Consider the following 19,147-nt stretch of genomic DNA (forward strand, 5'->3'; position numbering starts at 1 on the left):
TTGCAGGACGACATCATCGGCATCCTCGGAACTCCCCCTCTGTCATCGGGCCTGAGAGCTTCGCCTTCGCCTCCGGCTCACAGAGCTGGAGGGAGGCTTTCACCGTCGGCGGACTCGCTGAGGAGTCACTTTTCAGAGCGGCCCGACGCGGGCGGTGGGGGTACCTGAGAGATTGGCGGGGAGGCTTGCTCCTTCGGTGCCCGGCTGCGCGCACCGGGCTCTCCCGCACACGTCGTACGGCCTGTGTTCTGTTGTGGGCACTGCAATTGAAGAGCATACCGGTTCAGCGCCGGAAACAGTCAGCCCTTCACGGCGCCGGAGACCAGTCCGCTGGTCATCCTGCCCTGCACGATCACGAAGAACACGATCACCGGGAGGGCGACGATGGTGGACGCCGCCATCACCTGGCCCCAGTCGATGGCCTGCGTGGCGCTCTGCTGCACGAACCCGCGCAGCCACAGCGGCAGGGTGCGGTTGTTCTCCATGATGACCAGCGCGACGGTGAACTCATTCCAGCACTGCAGGAACGCGAAGACGCCGGTGGCGACCAGGCCGGGCGCGAGCAGCGGGAACGTGATGCGCATGAACGCCTGGGTGCGGCTGAGCCCGTCGATCATGGCGGCCTCCTCCAGTTCGGCCGGCACGCCGGCGACGAAGCCGCGCAGCATCCAGATGGTGAACGGCACGACGGCGGCGACGTAGAGGATGCTCAGGCCCAGCACGTTGCTGAGCAGCCCGAGGCCCGACATCATCTTGTACTGCGCGATGAACAGGCCCTCGGCCGGAAGCATCTGGATGAGCAGGATCGTGACGATGAAGCTGACGCGGCCCTTGAACCTGAAGCGGCTGATCGCGACTGAGGCGAGGAACGCGAAGACCAGACAGACCGCGACCGAGAGCAGCGTGACCGAGACGCTCACGCCGAGCGCCGAGAAGAAGTCCGGACTGAGCACCTTGGCGAAGTTGCGCAGCGACCCGCCGATCGGGAGGAACGTCGGGGTCGCGGACTCCAGCGTGGCCGAGGAGAGCAGGGACGAGTTGATCATCCAGTAGACGGGGAAGGCCCAGGCCGCCGCCAGAATCAGCGACAGGATGCTGTACAGCCAGGTGCTCGGACGGAAGCGGCGCCGGTGGGAGGGGATCCTCCGCGGCCCTGGCACCGCCGCGGGCTGTGCGCGCTGTTCGATCGGGGTGTCGACTGCGGTGGTCACTCGGACTCCTCCTTGATGAGGCTGCGCACGTAGAACCAGCTCAGCGCGATGGTGATGGCGAGCACCACGATCGACATGGCCGCTCCCCCGCCGAAGTCCATGCCGGCGACGCCGGTCTTGTAGATGTAGGTGCCCAGCAGGTCGTACGAGGTGGCCTTGGGTCCGGCATCCTGCAGCAGGGTGATCTGCGCGAACACGCGCAGATCCCAGATCAGGTTCAGCAGCAGCACGATGGCGATCACGGGCTTGAGCACCGGGTACATGATGTGCTGGAAGCGCGCCCACGCGCCCGCGCCGTCCAGCTGCGCGGCCTCGAGCACCTCGCCCGAGACCTGGGTGAGCCCGGCGTAGGCGGAGAACGCCACGAAGGGCACGGACATCCACGTGATGATGATCCCCGCGACGATGAAGAACAGCAGGGGCGAGGAGCCGATCCAGTTGAAGTCGCCGATGTCGACGCCGGGGACGAGATCGATGAGGTAGTTGATCACACCGCGACGGCGGTCGAACAGCCAGATCCACACGGTCATGGCCGCGATCACCGGCATGGCCCAGGCCAGCAGCAGGGCGATCTGCAGGATGAACCGGAGGGCGGCGGGGATCCGCGTCATGAGCAGGGCCAGCAGCACCCCGATGACGACGGTGATGGACGCCGTGATGAGGCAGAACAGCACCGAGCGGATGGTGACCTCCCAGAACGCGGCGTTCTGGAAGATGGTGATGTAGTTCGCGAACCACACGAAATCAGGCGCCTTGCCACCCAGCTGCTGCAGCGCGCCGTACTTCTGGAACGATGTGACGATCTGCCACCCGACCGGATAGCCCATTCCCAGCACCAGGACGAGAGTGGCGCCGGTGATCAGCGCGTACGGCGCCCAGCTCCGCCGACGGCGGGGCTCATCGACCCGCTTCGCGGCGGCGGCCTGCTTCGGCGACCGCGCCTTCTCGGGCACTGCGGTGGAGGTCATGCTGCTCCCCTTCCCGTCGCGCTGCGCGCTCGGGATCTGCTCTGCGGACGAAGATGCGGGGACCGGATGCGGGATCCGGCCCCCGCGAGACGGCGTCAGCCGTTGATGATGGCGTCGATCTTGGCGTCGTACTCCTTCGCCAGAGCCTTCACGTCACCGCCGTCCGCGACCTTGCCGAAGAACTCCTCGAGGATCTTCTGACCCTCGACAGCCGCCCAGCCGGGAGCGGCCGGGGTCAGCTTGGAGTCCAGAGCGGAGTCGATGAGCGCCTTCGCGAACTGGTCGTCGCCGAGCGAGCTGACGAAGTCGGTGTTCGCCGGACCCAGGCCGTTCTTGCCGAGCATCTGCTGGTACTCATCGGAGAAGATGATGCGCAGCAGCTCCTTGGCTCCGGCCTGCTTGGTGCTCTTCGCCGAGATCGCGATGTTGGATCCGCCGGCGAAGACCGGCGCGACCGAGCCCGCCTCGACACCGGGCAGCGGGAAGACGCCGAAGGTGGCGTCATTCCACTCGCGGACCTCCTTGCCGTCCTTGTCGCCGGTGTAGTCGCCCACCGACCAGTGCGCCCAGCCGGGTGCGATGATCGTGGCGGCCGTCGGGGCGGCGCCGTTCTTGTCGTTGTTGATGTTGACCCACGGCGTGGAGTCGTTCTCGGTCACGGGAGCGTCGGACGCGTTCTCGAACAGGTCCTGGAACTGCTGAAGCCCCTCGAGGCTCTTCGCGTCGGACAGCGAGGAGGCCCACTTGTCACCGCTCTTCTTCGCCAGCTCTCCGCCGTTGGCGAAGATCCAGGAGACGCCGTTGCGCCAGTCCTGACCGCCGATGTAGAAGCCCGACTGGCCGGCGGTCTTCAGCTTGGCGACCGAGGCGTTGAACTCGGCGAGGGTGGTCGGGACGGACAGGCCTGCGGCCTGCCAGATGTCCTTGCGGTAGGTGATGTAGCGCGATCCGAAGTAGTACGGCAGGGCGTACTGCTTGCCGTCGACCGTGCCGACGTCGACGAACGACTTCAGCAGCTTGTCGCCGCCCAGGTCCTGGTAGATCGGCGACAGGTCGGTGAAGGCGCCGGCGGTGGTGAAGGTCGGCGACCAGGTGTTGCCGATCTCGGTCACATCGGGGGTGTTCTTGCTGTCGGGCAGCTGGTTGGTCAGTTTGGTCAGGGCGTCGCCCCAGTCCTGCTGCGTGATCGTCAGCGTGCCGCCGGTCGCGCTCTTGTACTCCTTGACGAGGTAGTCGCGGAGCTCCTCGGGCGTGTCACCGCCCATCACCCAGAACGTGATGTCCTGGCTCTTCGTGGCCCCGGTGTCGAAGCCGCTGGCCTCCCCACTCGCGCCGGTGCCGCTGCTGGAGCAGCCCGTCAGGGCGATGGCGAGAGCGGAGGCCCCCGCGAGTGCGCTGAGCGCGAGGCCGCGCTTTCCGGTTCGGTTCATTGCTGTGTTTCCTCTCGATGCTGCACTGCAGGAGGGGGTGCCTCGGTTCGGGTGAGTCGAGCCGCCTCAGGAGTTTGTTAGGACAGTAACCTAACAAATGAAATCGACGAGTGCACGCACAGGCCGGTAACATTTCGGCCACGGGCGGGGTCTAGTGCACGCGGATGCCCATCAGCCGGGCGCCATTGCCCCAGATCACGGCACGCATCCAGTCGTCGCCGAGACCGAGGCCCGCCAGGCCCACCAGCTGCCTGGCATAGGCGTAAGGGATGTTCGGGAAGTCGGACCCGAGCACGATGCGATCCGGCAGCGTGGACAGCCGCTGCACGTACCCGGACGGCCAGCGGTCGGGGCCGTCGAGGTACCCCGTGGCGAACATCGTGGTGTCCAGGTGCACGTTCTCGTACTGCTCGACGAGATCGGCGAAGGCGTCGTACTCGGGCATCCCCATGTGCGCGATCACGAGGGCCAGCCCCGGAAAGCGCTCCAGCACGGCCGCGATGGGCTCGGGTCCGGTATGCGCGCCCACCAGCGGACGGGAGCCGGCGTGGATCACGACCGGCACACCCGCCGCCTCCAGCGCAGCGCACGCCGGGTCCAGCACGGGGTCATCCGGCGCGAAGCCGCCCACCTGCACATGCACCTTGAACAACCTCGCACCGGCGGCGAGCGCGTCGGGCACGTACTCCCCCGCGTCGGGCTCGGCATACAGCGTGCCGCAGTGGATGACATCCGGATGCTCTGCGGCGAACTCCCGGTTCCAGTCATTCAGCCAGGCGGCCATGCCCGCCTTATGCGGGTACGTCAATGCCGGGATGGCCCTCAGCCCCATCCGCCGCAGCGCCCGCAGCCTGTCCTCGGTGTCCATGCGGTAGTGGATCGGCCAGGCCGCGCCGTAGTGCTCCTGCGCGTGATCGAAGTACTCCCACACCTTCTGCAGCATCCGCTCCGGCAGGAAGTGCACGTGGATGTCGGCGAGGCCGGGGACTCCCAGCGCATCGAGGTAGGCAGGGATGTCATCGTCGGTCGCAGGGCCTGGTGTGGTGTCGGATGCCGGCATGTGCTCATCCTGCCCCTAGGCTCGAGGATGTGAGTGGCACAGGCGAGCAGGACGCGATCCGCGTCGCAGTGTCGGCCGTGATCTTCTCGCTGCGCAGCGCTCCCGAGGGCGACCGCCTCATGCTGCCGCTGGTGCGGCGCACCCGCCAGCCGCATCTCGGCGAGTGGGCGCTGCCGGGGGGATGGCTGGATCCGGCGGAGGACCTGGATGCCGCAGCATCCCGCACCCTCGCCGAGACCACCGCGCTCAAGCCGAGCTACCTCGAGCAGCTGTACACCTTCGGAGACGTGGACCGCGCGCCCAACCGCACCATCTCGATCGTGTACTGGGCGCTGCTGCGCTCGGACCTCGTCGACGCGCAGCGCGCGGCCGAGGGAGCCCCGGAGAACGTCGAGTGGTTCGACGTGGACGAGATCCCGCCGCTGGCATTCGACCACAACCGCATCGCCGAGTACGCGCTGGATCGCCTGCGCAACAAAGTCGGCTACAGCCGCATCGCCGCCGGCCTGCTGCCCGACGAGTTCACGCTCACCGAACTGCGCGAGGTGTACGAGGCGGTGCTGGGCAGGCGCCTGGACCCCTCGAACTTCCGCCGGCTGCTGGAGGGCTCCGACGAGCTCGTCCCGACCGAGTCGTTCCGCACCGGCAAGCACCGCCCCGCGCGGCTGTACCGCTACATCGCCGACGCCTGACGCGCTCTCGCCCCGGCATCCGCTCTCCCGACCGCCCCGGCATCCCGTCCTCCGGCACTCCATGCGGTACGGATGTCGGCTCAGATCACGGATGTCGGCGGATTCAGCGCATCTGCGCCGACATCCGTGACTCGCACCGACATCCGTACGACGGCGCCACACGGATTGCACTTCTGGTCAGTTAGACATAATCTGTTCCCGCACAGTAAGTGTCACAGCGACCAGAAGGCGGCGTCCTCATGCCTGCACTCCCCCTGCTCGACCCCTCCATCGATCACGCCGTGCAGGCGGCGGTCGCGGGCGAATCCTCCGAATCCGTCTGCACCAGCGACCTGGCGGCGGGCCCGTGGGACTTCGACATCCGTCCCGGCTACGGGCCCGGCTCCTCGATGGGCGATGTCATCCCCACCGGCGCACCGCGCCAGGGCGAACTCCCGCTCGAGTACCGCGAGGCCGGCGAGGACGAGCTGCACGCCCGCATCGACGCCGCCAAGCGCACGCTCGGCGACCGCGTGGTCGTGCTCGGGCACTTCTACCAGCGCGAGGAGGTCGTCCGGCACGCCGACTACGTGGGCGACTCGTTCCAGCTCGCGAACGCCGCACTGGAGCATCCCGAGGCCGAGGCCATCGTCTTCTGCGGCGTGCACTTCATGGCCGAGACCGCCGACCTGCTCTCCGGTCCCGATCAGGCCGTGATCCTGCCCAACCTGGCCGCCGGATGCTCGATGGCCGACATGGCCTCGATCGACGAGGTGGAGGACTGCTGGGAGCAGCTGGCCGACGTGTACGGGCCGATGGATCAGACGGATGCCGACGGCCTGGTCCCCGTGATCCCCGTGACCTACATGAACTCCTCCGCGGCGATCAAGGGCTTCGTCGGACGGCACGGCGGCATCGTCTGCACCTCGTCCAACGCACGCACCGTGCTGGAGTGGGCGTTCGCGCGCGGGCGTCGCGTGCTGTTCTTCCCCGATCAGCACCTGGGCCGCAACACCGCCAAAGCCATGGGCGTGCCGCTGGAGCGGATGCCGATGTGGAACCCGCGGCAGCCGCTGGGCGGCTCGTCCGAAGAGGCGCTGGCCGACGCACGGGTGATCCTCTGGCACGGATTCTGCTCGGTGCACCGCCGCTTCACGGTGGACCAGATCGCCGAGGCCCGCGAGAAGCACCCCGACGTGCGCGTGATCGTGCACCCGGAGTGCCCGATGCCCGTGGTGGACGCCGCCGACGAGTCGGGTTCCACGGCCTACATCCGCCGTGCCATCGAGGAGGCCGACGAGCCCACCGTCTTCGCCATCGGCACCGAAGTGAACCTGGTGCGCCGGCTCGCCGCACAGCATCCGCAGCACACGATCTTCTGCCTGGACCCTGTGGTGTGCCCGTGCTCGACCATGTATCGCATCCATCCGGGATATCTGGCCTGGGTGCTCGAGGAGCTGGTCGCCGGGCACGTCCAGAACCGCGTGCAGGTCTCGGCCGATGTGGCGGATCCGGCGCGGCTCGCGCTGGAGCGGATGCTGGCGGCGAAACCGCGATGAGGATCCTCGTCGCCGGCGGCGGCATCGCCGGCCTCACCGCCGCACTGCGGGCGGACGCTCTCGGCCACGATGTGCAGCTGATCGTGAAGGGCGAGCTGGGCGACGGCTGCACCGCGCACGCCCAGGGCGGTATCGCCGGCGCGTACGGCCCGGGCGATTCGGCGGCGCTGCACGCGCTGGACACCCTGCAGGCCGGCAGCGGGCACGGCGATCCGGTCGCCATCGCGACGCTGGCAGACGGGGCCGCGGACGCGATCGCCGCGCTGGTGGCCGTCGGCGTCGCGTTCGACCGCACCGCCGACGGCTCGATCGCCCGCGGGCTGGAGGCCGCGCACAGCCTGCCGCGCATCGCGCACTCAGGCGGCGATGCCACCGGCCGCGCGATCTCGGACGCCCTCCTCGCTCGCGTGCGCTCCTCTTCGGTGCGCATCCGGGAGGCCGCCTTCGCGGCGGACCTGCTGGTGGCGGACGGCCGGGTGCACGGCATCCGCCTGCTGGGCGGCGAGGAGATCCACGCGGATGCCGTGATCCTCGCCACCGGCGGCGCAGGGCACCTGTACCCCACCACGACCAATCCCGCGGGCACCACCGGCGACGGGATCGCCATGGCACTGCGCGCGGGCGCCGCCGTCGCGGATCTGGAGTTCGTGCAGTTCCACCCGACCGTCCTGACGGGTGCATCGCCATTCCTCGTCTCGGAGGCCGTGCGCGGTGCGGGAGCCGTGCTGCGGGATGCGGACGGCCGCCGGTTCCTGCTCGGCGAGCATCCGGATGCCGAGCTCGCACCGCGCGATGTCGTGGCACGCGCGGTGGCCGGACGGGCGCTCGCACAGGGCTCACCCGTTCTGCTGGACGCGACCGGCGTTGCAGACCTGGCCGAGCGCTTCCCCACCGTCGACGCCGAGCTGCACCGTCGTGGCCTGGACTGGACGCGCGCGCCGGTGCCGGTCTCCCCCGCCGCGCACTACCTGATGGGCGGCGTGGTCACCGACATCGACGGGCGCTCCTCGCTGCCCGGCCTCTGGGCGATCGGGGAGACCGCGCGCACCGGTGTGCACGGGGCCAACCGCCTGGCCTCCAACTCGCTGCTGGAGGGCGCAGTCTTCGGCGCCCGCGCCGCGGATTCCCTCAGCACGTCGCCACCCGACTCGCTCCCGCCCAGGTCGCAGTCCGCCCCGCCTTCCGACCTTCTTCCCGAGAAGAACCGCGACCTGGGAAACCGTGCGGCGACGTTCGCGCGGGCGGAGCTGCAGCAGCTGATGTGGGAGCGGGTGGGGCTGCTGCGGGACGACGAGGGGCTGGCGGATGCCGTGCACCGGCTCGCCTCATGGACCCCGCCCATGCCCCGCACGTCCGAGGAGCAGGAGGATGCGAACCTGCTCGTGGTCGCCAGGGCCGTGGCATCCGCCGCTCTGGACCGGACCGAATCGCTCGGCGCGCACTTCCGCCTCCTCCCCGCACCGGCCCGGCACGCACCGCGCGAGTCCGCCGGGAGCCGGCCCGCCCTGATCGGGGCCCGATGATCACCCCCGCAGCCCTGCACCGCACCGTCAGCGCCGCCCTCGACGAGGACGCGCCCTGGGGCGACATCACCAGCACCGCGCTGCTGCCGGAGGCCGCGCAGGCCACCGCCGACCTCATCGCGCGCGAGGCCGGCGTCTTCAGCGGCGGCGAGGTGCTCGCAGCCGCGTTCGCTCTCACCGATCCCGGCATCCGGGTGGATCTGCATGCCGCGGACGGCGACCGCTTCGAGGCCGGCGACGCCCTGGCATCCGTGTCGGGGCCCGCCCGCGGCATCCTCACCGCCGAGCGCGTGGCCCTGAACTTCACCCAGCGGATGAGCGGCATCGCCACCCTCACCGCCGCCTATGTCGACGCCGTCGAGGGCACGGATGCGCGCATCGCCGACACCCGCAAGACCACTCCCGGCCTGCGCGAGTTCGAACGGCACGCGGTGGTGTGCGGCGGCGGCAGCAATCACCGCAGGTCGCTCTCGGATGCCGTGATGGCCAAGGACAATCACCTCGAAGTGCTGCGCCAGGGCGGCCGCGACCTGGCCGAGGCGCTGCGCGAGGCGCTTGGCCGGCTGCCGCACACCACGCACGTCGTGGTGGAGGTCGACCGGCTCGACCAGATCGCCGCGGTGCTGGACGGCGGGGCGCACACCGTGCTGCTGGACAACTTCTCGCTCGCGGATCTGCGCACGGCGGTGGGGCTGCTGAAGGGACGCGCGATCGCCGAGGCCTCAGGCGGGGTGAGCCTGGAGACCGTGCGCGGCATCGCCGAGACCGGCGTCCAGGTGATCTCGGTCGGCGCGCTCACGCACTCCGCGCGCGCCCTGGATCTCGGGCTCGACGTGCGGATCGGCTGAGGTGCTGTACCTGGATCACGCCGCCACCTCCCCGGTGCGCCCTGAGGTGCTCGAGGCCATGCGCCCATACCTCACGGAGGTGTTCGGCAACCCGTCCAGCCACCACACCGCCGGCGAGGCCGCCGCGCGAGCACTGGCGGATGCCCGAGAGCGCGTCGCCGGCGCGCTGGGCATGCGGGCGGGCGACGTGATCTTCACCTCGGGCGGCACCGAGGCGAACAACCTGGCCGTCAAGGGCATCGTGCTGGGAGCGCTGCAGCGCGATCCCCGGCGCCGGCATCTGGTCACGACGCCCATCGAGCACGAGTCCGTGCTCGAATCGGCCGACCACCTGCGACGCCTGCACGGGATCGACGTCGAGCTGGTCTCGGTCGACGAGCACGGCTCCCTGCATCCGGATGCCGTGACGGCAGCCCTTCGCGACGACACCGCGCTGCTGACCTTCGCGCACGCCAACAACGAGATCGGCACCGTGCAGGATGTGCCGGCCATCGCCGCCCTCGCCCGCGAACGGCGCGTGCCCGTGCATGTGGATGCCGTCCAGTCGGCCGGCTGGCTGGATCTGCGCACGGTGGGACGCATGGTCGACGCCATCTCGATCGCCGGGCACAAGCTGGGCGCGCCCAAGGGCACCGGGGCGCTGGCCGTGCGCACGCGCGTGCCGCTGGAGCCGCTGCTGCACGGCGGCGGTCAGGAGCGCGGTCGGCGCAGCGGCACCGAGAACGTCGCGGGAGCGGTGGCGCTGGCCACGGCTCTGGAGCTGGCCGAGGCCGAGCGCGGGCAGTCGATCGCGGCGGTCGCGGCGACGACCGCGGAGTTCATCGCCGGGATTCTGGATGCCGTGCCGCGGGCGCACGTGTCGGGGCATCCCACCTGCCGCCTGCCCGGCACCGCCGGCTTCACGTTCGAGGGCACCAGCGGCGAGGCCGTGCTGCTGGAGCTGGAGCGCCGCGGGGTCATCACGTCCAGCGGTTCGGCCTGCGCGGCCGGCAGCGACGCACCGTCGCACGTGCTGGTCGCGTGCGGCGTCGCGCCCGAGGTCGCGCAGACCGCCGTGCGCTTCACGTTCGGGCGCGCTCCGCTCCCTGCGGGTGCGGCAGCGCAGCTGGCGGCGCTGGTCGCGGCATCCGTCGCCGCTGTCTCCGCCTGATCGGCGCGCGAGAACGGCTCAGGCCCGCAGGCCGCGGGTTCGACCCGCGGGCTCGAGTCCGCAGGCCCGCGGGTCAGGCCGCGGGTCCCACCCGGTCGAGCAGTGCCGCGCGATGCAGGCGCCGGGCCAGCACCTCCGCACCGGTGAGCACCGGCGACTCCGTGAACGCGCCGAGCTTCACCGGCACGGCGCGGATCGCCTGCTCGTCGACGGCCACCCGGATGCGGCGTGCGAGCTCCTCACCGCCGGCGAGCGCGTACGCGCCGGAGAGAGCCACCACCTCGGGGTCGAGCACGGCGATCAGGGACCCGATCGCCTGCGCGTAGCGCTCGGCGACGGCATCCAGGAACGAGCCGTACCGTGCGCTGTCCGAGGTCGCCGTCGTGATCATCCGCCGGGTGGTCCCGGTCAGGCCGAACGTTCTTCCCAGCGCCGCGAGCGCCACGCCTCCCGCCCAGCGCTGGAAGCCGCCCTCGCCGTCATCGGGCGTGCGCGCCGTCGACGAGACGGGCAGGAACGCCATCTCGCCCGCGCTGCCGGTCGCGCCGCGGAGGATGCGTCCGTCGATGAGGGATGCGGCGCCGACACCCGTGTCCGCCCAGAACAGCACCGATGTGGAGGTGCCGGCCGTGACGCCCTCCGCATGCTCGGCGAGTGCGACCAGATTCACGTCGTTCTCGACGGCGACCACGGGTCCGAAGGCCTCGCGCAGCCGCGCGCCGAGTCCCGGACGCTGCAGTCCCGCGACGCGCGGGGCCATGTGCGCGCCGTGCCGGACGTGGTCGGCGACGGCGTCGTAGGCGCCGGAGAGCCCGAGCACGAGGGTGTGCCCGAATGTCGTCTCCGGCAGGCCGGTGATCAGCTCGTCACGCAGCTCGCGGATGACGTCGACGATGTCTCGGCCGCTCGGCTGCACCTGCACCTCGGGCGTGTACTCCCCCGCGATCGTGACGCCGATGCCGTGCACGAGCTCCGTGCCGACCTCGACCAGGATCATCGAGCCCACGCGGGGATCGACCTCGAAGAGCGTGGGCGCCCGGCCCACCCCGCCCACGCGCATCCCGCTCTCGGCGACGAGGCCGAGCTCGGCGAGCCTGCTCAGGCTCTGCCCGACCGTGGGCTTGGAGATGTTCGTGCCCGCGCCGACCTCGGTCTTCGAGATCGGCCCGTGATCGAAGATGAAGTCGAGGGTCAGCCGGTCGTTGTGCGAGCGGAGCAGGCTGGGGGTCCCGGCCGGGCGGACCCTGGCACGGGATGCCGGAGTGTCGATGTGAATGGGTGCACGCTCCTGTCTTCGCGATCGGGTGGACGGCGAGAGCCTCGATGCGTGCTTCATCGCCAACTGCCACAGTAGAGCGTCAGCACACGCACCCGGACTCAGATGCGGTCAGCGAGCGGCATCCCGCCAGTCCAGCACCCGTATGCCGATCAGCGTGATCCGGAATCCTCGCGCGCGCTCAGGCGCCCTCCATGCGCGATGCCGCCACCTGCTGGGCGGCGAGCTCGGCGTACAGCCCTCCGGCGGCCAGCAGCTCGGCATGCGTGCCGGATTCCACGATGCGCCCGGCCTCGATGACGTGGATGACGTCGGCACCCATCACCGTCGACAGCCGGTGCGCGATGGAGATCACCGTCCGGCCCTTCGCCGCCTCGTCCAGTGCCTCCTGCACAACGCGCTCGGAGACCGTGTCCAGTGCCGAGGTGGCCTCGTCCAGCAGCAGCACCGGAGGATCCTTCAGCAGCACGCGTGCGATGGCGATGCGCTGCTTCTCCCCACCGGACAGCCGGTAGCCGCGCTCTCCGACGATCGTGTCGTAACCGTCCTCGAAGCCGATGATGATGTGGTGGATGTTGGCGGCGCGGCAGGCGGCCTCGAGCTCGGCATCCGTCGCATCGGGCTTCGCGTACCGCAGGTTCTCGCGGATCGTGGAGTGGAACAGGTAGGTCTCCTGCGAGACGATGCCCACGTCGTCGATGATCGAGCCCTGCGTGAGCGCGCGCACGTCGGCCCCGGCGAAGCGCACCGACCCGCCGGATGCCTCGTACAACCGAGGCGCCAGGTACAGGATGGTGGTCTTGCCCGCGCCCGAGGGCCCCACGAATGCGACATGGCTGCCGGGCTCGGCGATGAACGAGACATGGTCGAGGGTCGGCCGGGTGTCGCCCGTGGCATCCGGGTAGCGGAACACGACATCCCGGAACTCGACGTGGCCGCGAGGGCCGGGCGCGGCTGCCGCGTCGACGGCGTTCGGGGCATCGCCGATCTGCGGCACCATGTCGAGGTACTCGAAGATGCGCGCGAACAGCGCCTTGGACGTCTGCAGATCCAGGGCCACGCGCATCAGGCCCATCAGCGGCATGAGCAGGCGCGCCTGCACGGTGGTGAACGCGACGATGGCGCCGGCGGTGATCTCGGGGGCGCCGCCGGAGAGGAAGAAGCCCGCGACCAGGTAGATGATGGCGGGGATGCTGGACATCAGCACCTGCACGACGGCGAAGAAGCCCTGGCCGCTCATGGCCTGACGCACCTGCAGGCGCACCTGGTTGCGGTTCTCGCTCTGATACCGTGCGGACTCGGTGCGCTGCCGGTTGAACGACTTCGACAGCAGGATGCCCGAAACGCTCAGCGTCTCCTGGGTGATGCTGGTCAGCTCCGAGAGCGACTCCTGCGTCTGCCCCGCGATGCGGGCGCGGACCTGGCCGACGCGGCGCTGCACGATGACCAGGATCGGCATCATCACCACGGCGATGAGCGTGAGGCGCACGTCTATGAGCAGCATCGCCACCAGCGAGGCGATCACCGTGACCGTGTTGCCCAGGATGCTGGTGACGGTGTTGGTGAGCACGCCGGACACCCCGCCGACGTCGTTCTGCAGCCGGGACTGGATCACCCCGGTCTTGGTGTGCGTGAAGAAGCCCAGCTCCATGGCCTGCAGATGGTCGAACAGCCGCACCCGCAGGTCGCCGGTCACTCGGTTGCCGACCGTGGAGGTGAGCCAGGTCTGCGCGACTCCCAGCCCCGCCGAGAGCAGGTACAGCCCGATCATCACGCTCACCAGCATCACCAGCAGCGGAATGTGCGGACCGCCTCCGGACAGCGGGAACAGGGCGTCATCGAAGATGCGCTGAACCAGCAGCGGCGGGATGACGGCCAGGCCCGCGCCGATGACCACCAGCAGCGCGGTGACCGCCAGCTTGCCCCGGTACGGGGTGAACAGCGCCATGACGCGGCGGCCGAGCCCGTCGATCTGCGGTGCCTGAGCGTTCAGCCTGCGCTGCGCGGCCTCGTCCACCCCGCGGAATGCCCCGCCGCGCCCGCCTCTGACCATGCTCACCTCCTCAGGCTAATGCGCACTGTGATGCGGAGACCGAGAGGGAATGGAATGTCGGTGCCTCGCGTTAGGCTGTAGGGCTGATCCACAGCTCGCCCGCCGCATCTCACCTCCCTCGCACCTCTCAGGAGTCCCATGTCGTCCGCCGATACCGGCACGCTGCCCGTTCCGCCCCGGACCGGCATCATCCCCGCCAAGGACATGGCCGTCATCTGGGTGCTGCTGTCCGCGGCGTTCGTCGCCATCCTGAATGAGACCACGATGGCCATCGCCATCCCCCATCTCATCCACGACCTGAGCATCTCCCCGATCGCCGCGCAGTGGGTGACCAGCGCCTTCATGCTGACCATGGCAGTGGTGATCCCCATCACGGGATTCCTGCTGCGACGCTTCACCACGCGGCAGATGTTCCTGGCCGCCATCTCGCTGTTCTCCGCCGGCACGCTGCTGGCCGCGCTGGCCACCGGCTTCCCGATGCTGCTGGGCGCACGCGTCGTGCAGGCGTCCGGCACCGCGGTGATGATGCCGCTGCTGATGACCACGATCATGGAGCTGGTGCCGGCGGCATCGCGCGGGCGCATGATGGGCAGGGTCAGCGTGGTGATCTCGCTGGCTCCCGCCATCGGCCCCACGCTGTCCGGATTCCTGCTGGATCACTTCGGCTGGCGCGCGATCTTCTTCGTGGTGCTGCCCATCGCGCTGGTGGCCATGCTGATCGGATGGCGCTGGCTGACCGACGTCGGCGAGAGCGTACAGGCCCCCATCGATGTGCTCTCCATCGTGCTGTCGGCGTTCGGCTTCGGCGGACTGGTGTTCGGTCTCAGCCAGATCGGCGGCCTGGGCAGCAGCAGCGGCACGCTGCAGATGGTCATCGCACTGGCGTTCGGCGTCGTCGGCCTGGGCCTGTTCCTCTGGCGCCAGGTGGTGCTGCAGCGGCGGGACGACGCGCTGCTGGACCTGCGCGTGTTCGCCTCACGCGACTTCACCCTGTCGATCGTGCAGATGTTCCTGCTGTCGCTGGCGTTCTTCGGCAGCATCACGGTCATCCCGCTGTACCTGCAGAACGCGCTGCGACTCACAGCCCTGGAAGCCGGTCTCGTGGCGCTTCCCGGCGCGCTGGCGATGGGCCTGCTGGGTCCGGTGATCGGGCGCATCTACGACCAGCGTGGAACGCGCATCCTGCTCATCCCCGGATCGGTGCTCGCCGCCGCCATGCTGTGGGTGTTCACCACGGTCACCACCGGCACTCCGGTGTGGCTGGTGCTCGTGGCGCAGACCGCACTCTCGGTGGGCCTGGCGCTGTCGTTCACGCCGCTGTTCACGGCCTCGCTCGCCTCGCTCAAGCGGCGGTTCTACTCCTACGGGAGTGCCGTCGTCGGCACCGTGCAGCAGGTGGCCGGCGCCGCCGGCATCGCCGTGATGATGGCCGTGTTCACGACGGTCTCCGCCTCCGGCGGCGGTACGGACGCACCGGTCGCCGTCGCGGCGGGAGCCCGCGCATCGCTGCTGATCGGTGCCGTCATCGCCACCGTCACGATCATCGGCGCGTTCCTGATCCGCAAGCCGGCCGACGACCTCGAGGATGCCGACGGGCAGGCGCCCATCGGGCACTGACGTCATGCGTCATCCGGTGCTCCGCCCGTGCGGTAGTGTTCTGGACATGACCCGTTGGTTCGCGTATTTTCGGCCGGCTCTGGAGGAGCCGGCGCAGATGTAGCGCGCACCGACACCTTCAGAGCCGTAAGGGCAGAGCATCCGCTCTGCCCTTCGCCGTTTCGGCGGGCTCTGCGCAGGGTCCGCCTCAGAGAGGACAGGACCCATGCCCATGACCGACACGCTCCAGAGCACCAGCGATCTGCACGTGCGCGGCTTCGCCGCGCTCCCCTCGCCTGCGGAGGTGATCGAGGAGCTCCCCGCCGGGGACCTGCTCGCCTCCACCGTCGCCCGCAGCCGCGACGAGGTGCGGGCCGTCATGAACGGCGCGGATGACCGGCTGCTGGTGGTCGTCGGCCCGTGCTCGATCCACGATGTGGACGCCGGGATCGAATACGCCCGGATGCTGGCATCCGAAGCCGACGCGCACCGCGACGACCTGCTGATCGTCATGCGCACCTACTTCGAGAAGCCCCGCACCACGGTCGGATGGAAGGGCCTGATCAACGACCCGCATCTGGACGGCAGCCACGACATCGCCGCAGGGCTGCGCCTGGCGCGCGGCTTCCTGCGGGACGTGACGGCGCTGGGCCTGCCGTGCGCCACGGAGTTCCTCGAGCCGATCAGCCCGCAGTACACCGCCGACCTCATCGCGTGGGGCGCCATCGGCGCACGCACGGCCGAGAGCCAGATCCACCGGCAGCTGGCATCCGGCCTGTCCATGCCGATCGGATTCAAGAACGGCACCGATGGCGGGCTCAAGGCCGCCCTGGACGCCGCAACCGCGGCATCCGCTCCGCAGGCGTTCCTCGGCATCGGCGGCGACGGCAGAGCCAGCCTGGTGACGACGACCGGCAACCCGGACACGTCGGTGATCCTGCGCGGCGGCGCCGACGGCCCGAATCACGATGCGGCGCACGTGCGCCTGGCCGCGCAACGGCTGGCGGCGGCAGGACTCACGGACCGGCTGATCGTGGACGCCAGCCACGGCAACAGCGGCAAGGACCACCTGCGCCAGGCGGAGGTCGCCGCCGAACTGGCCGGGCAGATCGCCTCGGGCGGGCGCAGCATCGCGGGCGTCATGCTGGAGAGCAATCTGGTCGCGGGGGCGCAGAAGCTCGATGTGGAGGCGGGGCCGGCGGGCCTCGTGCGGGGGCAGAGCATCACCGACGCGTGCATGGGCTGGGATGCGACCGTGCGCGCCCTCGGTGAGCTGGCACAGGCCGCCCGCAGCCGTCGCGCAAGCGCGACGCGATGATCACTCGGAGGGTCGGGGCTGCGGCAGCACGCAGTAGCCGTCGGTGCACAGGCCGGCCTCGGCGTCCGCCGTCATCAGCTGCAACGACGGCGGCGCGGTGAGCGCGGGCGTCTGCGTCTGGGGACTCTGCTGATCGGCCATCCCCCGATGCTACGCCGTGGGGGACGGTGAAGGGCCGGGTTCGGATGCGCGTGCGCATCCGACGACTCGCAGAGTAGCCTGCGGGTCATGGACGACGAGACCTCCCGCCCTGCTGAGACCGCTTCGCAGCGCGCGGACCGCAACTGGAACGAGCTCATGCAGGAGCTGCGGGTCATGCAGACCGGCACTCAGGTGCTCGCGGGCTTCCTGCTGGCGGTCGTCTTCCAGCAGCGCTTCACCGAGCTGGACGCCGTGCAGCACGGCCTGTACATCGTGCTGGTGGTGCTGGCGGCCCTCGCGACCATCCTCGCCCTCGCGCCGGTCGGGATGCACCGGATGCTGTTCCATCAGCACCGGAAGGTGATGCTGGTGCGGGTGGCCAACCGGCTCCTGAAGGCCGACCTGATAGTGGTGGGTGCGCTGACCGTAGGGGTCGTCGCGCTCATCCTCGACCTGACGATGAGCAGGCCGGTCGCCATCGCCGCCGCGGTCGTCGGGCTGCTGGTGACCGTCGTGCTGTGGGCGGTCCTGCCTGAGCTGCTCCGCCGCAGGCGGGACTGACGGCGGTCAGCTCCCGAGGCTGGTCACCAGGTTGATGACGGTGGCGACGATGACCGCCCCGAACAGGTACGCCAGCGTGGTCTGCGCGATCACCAGGCGGCGCACGGCGTTGGCCGTGACGTTGGTGTCGGCCACCTGGTACGTCATCCCGAGCCCCAGCGAGAAGTACGCGAAGTCGGTGTACTCCGGATCGTCCTGCTGGTTGAAGACGATCCCGCCGATCTCGCCGGTGTAATAGATCCGCGCGTAGCGCAGCATGTAGTCGACCTGGATCAGACCCCAGGATGCAGCGACGCCCAGCACTGCGATGCCCGCCAGCAGGTACCCCTCGACGCTCCCCGCATGCCGCGCCTGCAGCACGACCAGGCCGACGGCGACGAGGCTGATCAGGCTGCCGAGGATGGCGATGGTGCGAGCCGTCCTGCGGCCCGGGTCCTCGGCGGTCGCGTGCGTCCTGGTCGCCGCGGCGTTCATCGGCCAGACGGTCACGAGCACCCAGACGGTGTTGACGACCCCCAGCGTGCCCCAGCCGCCGACGACGCCCGCGGCAGGTCCGAGCATCGCACCCATCGCCACGCCGGCGAGGATGCCGATCGCCGCTGAGACGACCAGGCGCAGCCGCGCGGACAGTCGGACAGCGCGATCATCCATGAGCGAATGCTACGCGCTGTGAACGAGGCAGGTGTGAATGCGCTCAGAGTCCGCCGGCTCGGGTTGAAGGCGCCGCGCGACTGGGGAATCGTGGCTCGGACACCGCCCCGGACGGTGCGGTGTCCGCAACCGGAAGGAGAGCCGCATGCTCACCCTGACCGACAACGCCAACACGATCGCGGCGACCATCGTCGCACAGCAGAGCACCACGCCGGAGGCGGGCCTGCGCATCCACTCATCGGGCACGACGGACGAACCGCGGTTCTCCGTCACCGTCGCATCGGTCCCCGAGCCCGGAGACGAGGTGATCGGCGACGAGGAACTGCACGTGTTCCTCGAGCAGGCCGTCTCGGAGGCCCTGGACGACAAGGTGCTCGACGCCACTGTCGACGAGCAGGGGGCGGTGTCGTTCACGCTGCTCCCCCAGCCCGCCTGACGCAGGCGCACCTGAAGAGCCGCCGTCCCCGACGGCGGCTCTTCGTTTGCCCGGGCGCGAAGGGTCGTATGCCCGGGTGCGCATGAGCGCTCACCTACCGTGGAGAGATGCTCCGTCGTCTTGTCGCACGGGTGTACTGGGTGTTCAGCCGGTGGACGCTGCAGACCGAACCCGCACCCACCCGCCCGACCGTGCTGGTCGGCGCCCCGCACACCTCCAACTGGGACTTCGTGCTGATGCTGGCCATCGCCTGGAGGCTCGGCATCGACGTGCGCTGGATGGGCAAGAAGACGCTGTTCGCCGGCTGGCGCGGACCCATCATGCGCGCACTGGGCGGCATTCCCGTCGACCGCGGGGATCCCGGCCGCGTCGTCGGCGACGTCGTCGCGCAGGTGCGCGCGGGCGCAGTGTTCGGACTGGTCATCACGCCAGATGGCACGCGCCAGGGCCACTCGCACTGGAAGTCCGGCTTCTATCGCATCGCACGCGAGACCGGGATGCCGGTGACGCTGGGCTACGTGGATCGCACGACGATGACCACGGGGCTCGGCCCCACCATCGAGCTGACCGGTGATGTGGCGGCCGACATGGACCGGATCCGTGCCTTCTACGCCGACAAGGCCGGTGCGCGGCCCGAGCACCGGGTCGAACCCCGGCTGCGTGAGGAGCGTCCGGGCGCCTGAACAGCGCCGCGC

The 19,147-nt window shown here is 69.9% G+C and carries 18 protein-coding genes and 2 riboswitches; of the genes, 10 read left to right on the forward strand and 8 right to left on the reverse strand.

The features are described from left to right. Window positions 1-29: 29 nt before the first annotated feature. Window positions 30-142, reverse strand: a riboswitch (glycine riboswitch). Then, window positions 143-236, reverse strand: a riboswitch (glycine riboswitch). Between the two features lie 63 nt (window positions 237-299). From WA967_RS02295 to WA967_RS02310, 4 genes are all read right to left on the reverse strand, one after another. Next, window positions 300-1,211, reverse strand: a complete 912-nt coding sequence (locus tag WA967_RS02295) for a carbohydrate ABC transporter permease (protein WP_424419278.1) — start codon at window positions 1,209-1,211, stop codon at window positions 300-302. Continuing rightward, window positions 1,208-2,179, reverse strand: coding sequence for a carbohydrate ABC transporter permease (locus WA967_RS02300; protein WP_424419279.1), 972 nt, complete (start codon window positions 2,177-2,179; stop codon window positions 1,208-1,210). The genes WA967_RS02295 and WA967_RS02300 overlap by 4 nt, the downstream gene beginning before the upstream one ends. 95 nt (window positions 2,180-2,274) lie before the next feature. Then, window positions 2,275-3,609: an extracellular solute-binding protein gene (locus tag WA967_RS02305; RefSeq protein ID WP_424419280.1), complete on the reverse strand. Its 1,335-nt coding sequence runs from the start codon at window positions 3,607-3,609 to the stop codon at window positions 2,275-2,277. A 151-nt stretch (window positions 3,610-3,760) separates the two neighbouring features. Next, entirely contained in the window at window positions 3,761-4,669 is a 909-nt protein-coding gene (locus WA967_RS02310; RefSeq protein WP_424419281.1) for an amidohydrolase family protein, read from the reverse strand. Between the two features lie 68 nt (window positions 4,670-4,737). On the opposite strand from WA967_RS02310, the gene WA967_RS02315 reads away from it, so the two are divergent. The 5 genes from WA967_RS02315 (at window position 4,738) to WA967_RS02335 (ending at window position 10,420) form a co-directional block, all read left to right on the forward strand. Next, window positions 4,738-5,361, forward strand: a complete 624-nt coding sequence (locus WA967_RS02315; RefSeq protein WP_424419332.1) for an NUDIX hydrolase — start codon at window positions 4,738-4,740, stop codon at window positions 5,359-5,361. 239 nt (window positions 5,362-5,600) lie between these two features. Continuing rightward, entirely contained in the window at window positions 5,601-6,899 is a 1,299-nt protein-coding gene (gene nadA, locus WA967_RS02320) for a quinolinate synthase NadA (protein ID WP_424419282.1), read from the forward strand. Then, complete coding sequence (nadB, locus tag WA967_RS02325) at window positions 6,896-8,422, forward strand: L-aspartate oxidase (RefSeq protein ID WP_424419283.1); 1,527 nt, start codon at window positions 6,896-6,898, stop codon at window positions 8,420-8,422. The genes nadA and nadB overlap by 4 nt, the downstream gene beginning before the upstream one ends. Then, a complete protein-coding gene (gene nadC / locus WA967_RS02330) occupies window positions 8,419-9,270 on the forward strand; it encodes a carboxylating nicotinate-nucleotide diphosphorylase (RefSeq protein WP_424419284.1) in 852 nt (283 codons plus the stop codon). The genes nadB and nadC overlap by 4 nt, the downstream gene beginning before the upstream one ends. Before the next feature lies 1 nt (window position 9,271). Beyond that, window positions 9,272-10,420 carry a cysteine desulfurase family protein gene (locus WA967_RS02335; protein ID WP_424419285.1) on the forward strand — a complete coding sequence of 383 codons (1,149 nt, stop codon included), beginning with the start codon at window positions 9,272-9,274 and terminating at the stop codon, window positions 10,418-10,420. 73 nt (window positions 10,421-10,493) lie between these two features. On the opposite strand, the gene WA967_RS02340 is transcribed toward WA967_RS02335, so the two are convergent. Together WA967_RS02340 and WA967_RS02345 are read right to left on the reverse strand one after the other, a co-directional pair. Then, a complete protein-coding gene (locus WA967_RS02340) occupies window positions 10,494-11,756 on the reverse strand; it encodes an ROK family transcriptional regulator (protein WP_424419286.1) in 1,263 nt (420 codons plus the stop codon). A 121-nt stretch (window positions 11,757-11,877) separates the two neighbouring features. Then, window positions 11,878-13,749, reverse strand: coding sequence for an ABC transporter ATP-binding protein (locus tag WA967_RS02345; protein WP_424419333.1), 1,872 nt, complete (start codon window positions 13,747-13,749; stop codon window positions 11,878-11,880). A 138-nt stretch (window positions 13,750-13,887) separates the two neighbouring features. Between WA967_RS02345 and WA967_RS02350 the strand changes: the two genes are divergently transcribed. After that, window positions 13,888-15,366, forward strand: coding sequence for an MDR family MFS transporter (locus WA967_RS02350; protein WP_424419287.1), 1,479 nt, complete (start codon window positions 13,888-13,890; stop codon window positions 15,364-15,366). 211 nt (window positions 15,367-15,577) lie between these two features. Continuing rightward, window positions 15,578-16,663: a 3-deoxy-7-phosphoheptulonate synthase gene (locus WA967_RS02355; RefSeq protein WP_424419288.1), complete on the forward strand. Its 1,086-nt coding sequence runs from the start codon at window positions 15,578-15,580 to the stop codon at window positions 16,661-16,663. Here the strand turns inward: WA967_RS02355 and WA967_RS02360 are convergent, their stop codons facing one another. Continuing rightward, window positions 16,664-16,804, reverse strand: coding sequence for a hypothetical protein (locus WA967_RS02360; protein ID WP_424419289.1), 141 nt, complete (start codon window positions 16,802-16,804; stop codon window positions 16,664-16,666). An 87-nt stretch (window positions 16,805-16,891) separates the two neighbouring features. On the opposite strand from WA967_RS02360, the gene WA967_RS02365 reads away from it, so the two are divergent. Beyond that, on the forward strand, window positions 16,892-17,365 hold the full coding sequence (locus tag WA967_RS02365) for a DUF6328 family protein (RefSeq protein ID WP_424419290.1): 474 nt from the start codon (window positions 16,892-16,894) through the stop codon (window positions 17,363-17,365). A 6-nt stretch (window positions 17,366-17,371) separates the two neighbouring features. Here WA967_RS02365 and WA967_RS02370 read toward each other — a convergent pair whose 3' ends face one another. Continuing rightward, the gene (locus WA967_RS02370) at window positions 17,372-18,016 is read right to left on the reverse strand and encodes a DUF1345 domain-containing protein (RefSeq protein ID WP_424419291.1); all 645 of its coding nucleotides are present in this window, start codon (window positions 18,014-18,016) and stop codon (window positions 17,372-17,374) included. A 145-nt stretch (window positions 18,017-18,161) separates the two neighbouring features. Between WA967_RS02370 and WA967_RS02375 the strand changes: the two genes are divergently transcribed. Both WA967_RS02375 and WA967_RS02380 read left to right on the forward strand, forming a co-directional pair. After that, entirely contained in the window at window positions 18,162-18,452 is a 291-nt protein-coding gene (locus tag WA967_RS02375; protein ID WP_424419292.1) for a Fe-S cluster assembly protein HesB, read from the forward strand. 107 nt (window positions 18,453-18,559) lie between these two features. Then, window positions 18,560-19,135, forward strand: coding sequence for a 1-acyl-sn-glycerol-3-phosphate acyltransferase (locus WA967_RS02380; protein ID WP_424419293.1), 576 nt, complete (start codon window positions 18,560-18,562; stop codon window positions 19,133-19,135). Window positions 19,136-19,147: the final 12 nt, after the last annotated feature.

This window comes from Microbacterium sp. (genome assembly GCF_049650565.1).
In the GTDB taxonomy this organism is placed as follows: domain Bacteria; phylum Actinomycetota; class Actinomycetes; order Actinomycetales; family Microbacteriaceae; genus Microbacterium.

Coding starts and splice junctions, on each gene's coding strand:
- WA967_RS02365 (WP_424419290.1), top strand. CDS start 16,892: ATGGACGACGAGACCTCCCGCCCTGCTGAGACCGCTTCGCAGCGCGCG.
- nadA (WP_424419282.1), top strand. CDS start 5,601: ATGCCTGCACTCCCCCTGCTCGACCCCTCCATCGATCACGCCGTGCAG.
- WA967_RS02350 (WP_424419287.1), top strand. CDS start 13,888: ATGTCGTCCGCCGATACCGGCACGCTGCCCGTTCCGCCCCGGACCGGC.
- WA967_RS02310 (WP_424419281.1), bottom strand. CDS start 4,669: ATGCCGGCATCCGACACCACACCAGGCCCTGCGACCGACGATGACATC.
- WA967_RS02370 (WP_424419291.1), bottom strand. CDS start 18,016: ATGGATGATCGCGCTGTCCGACTGTCCGCGCGGCTGCGCCTGGTCGTC.
- WA967_RS02305 (WP_424419280.1), bottom strand. CDS start 3,609: ATGAACCGAACCGGAAAGCGCGGCCTCGCGCTCAGCGCACTCGCGGGG.
- WA967_RS02380 (WP_424419293.1), top strand. CDS start 18,560: ATGCTCCGTCGTCTTGTCGCACGGGTGTACTGGGTGTTCAGCCGGTGG.
- WA967_RS02300 (WP_424419279.1), bottom strand. CDS start 2,179: ATGACCTCCACCGCAGTGCCCGAGAAGGCGCGGTCGCCGAAGCAGGCC.
- WA967_RS02340 (WP_424419286.1), bottom strand. CDS start 11,756: ATGAAGCACGCATCGAGGCTCTCGCCGTCCACCCGATCGCGAAGACAG.
- nadB (WP_424419283.1), top strand. CDS start 6,896: ATGAGGATCCTCGTCGCCGGCGGCGGCATCGCCGGCCTCACCGCCGCA.
- WA967_RS02355 (WP_424419288.1), top strand. CDS start 15,578: ATGACCGACACGCTCCAGAGCACCAGCGATCTGCACGTGCGCGGCTTC.
- WA967_RS02375 (WP_424419292.1), top strand. CDS start 18,162: ATGCTCACCCTGACCGACAACGCCAACACGATCGCGGCGACCATCGTC.
- WA967_RS02360 (WP_424419289.1), bottom strand. CDS start 16,804: ATGGCCGATCAGCAGAGTCCCCAGACGCAGACGCCCGCGCTCACCGCG.
- nadC (WP_424419284.1), top strand. CDS start 8,419: ATGATCACCCCCGCAGCCCTGCACCGCACCGTCAGCGCCGCCCTCGAC.
- WA967_RS02345 (WP_424419333.1), bottom strand. CDS start 13,749: ATGGTCAGAGGCGGGCGCGGCGGGGCATTCCGCGGGGTGGACGAGGCC.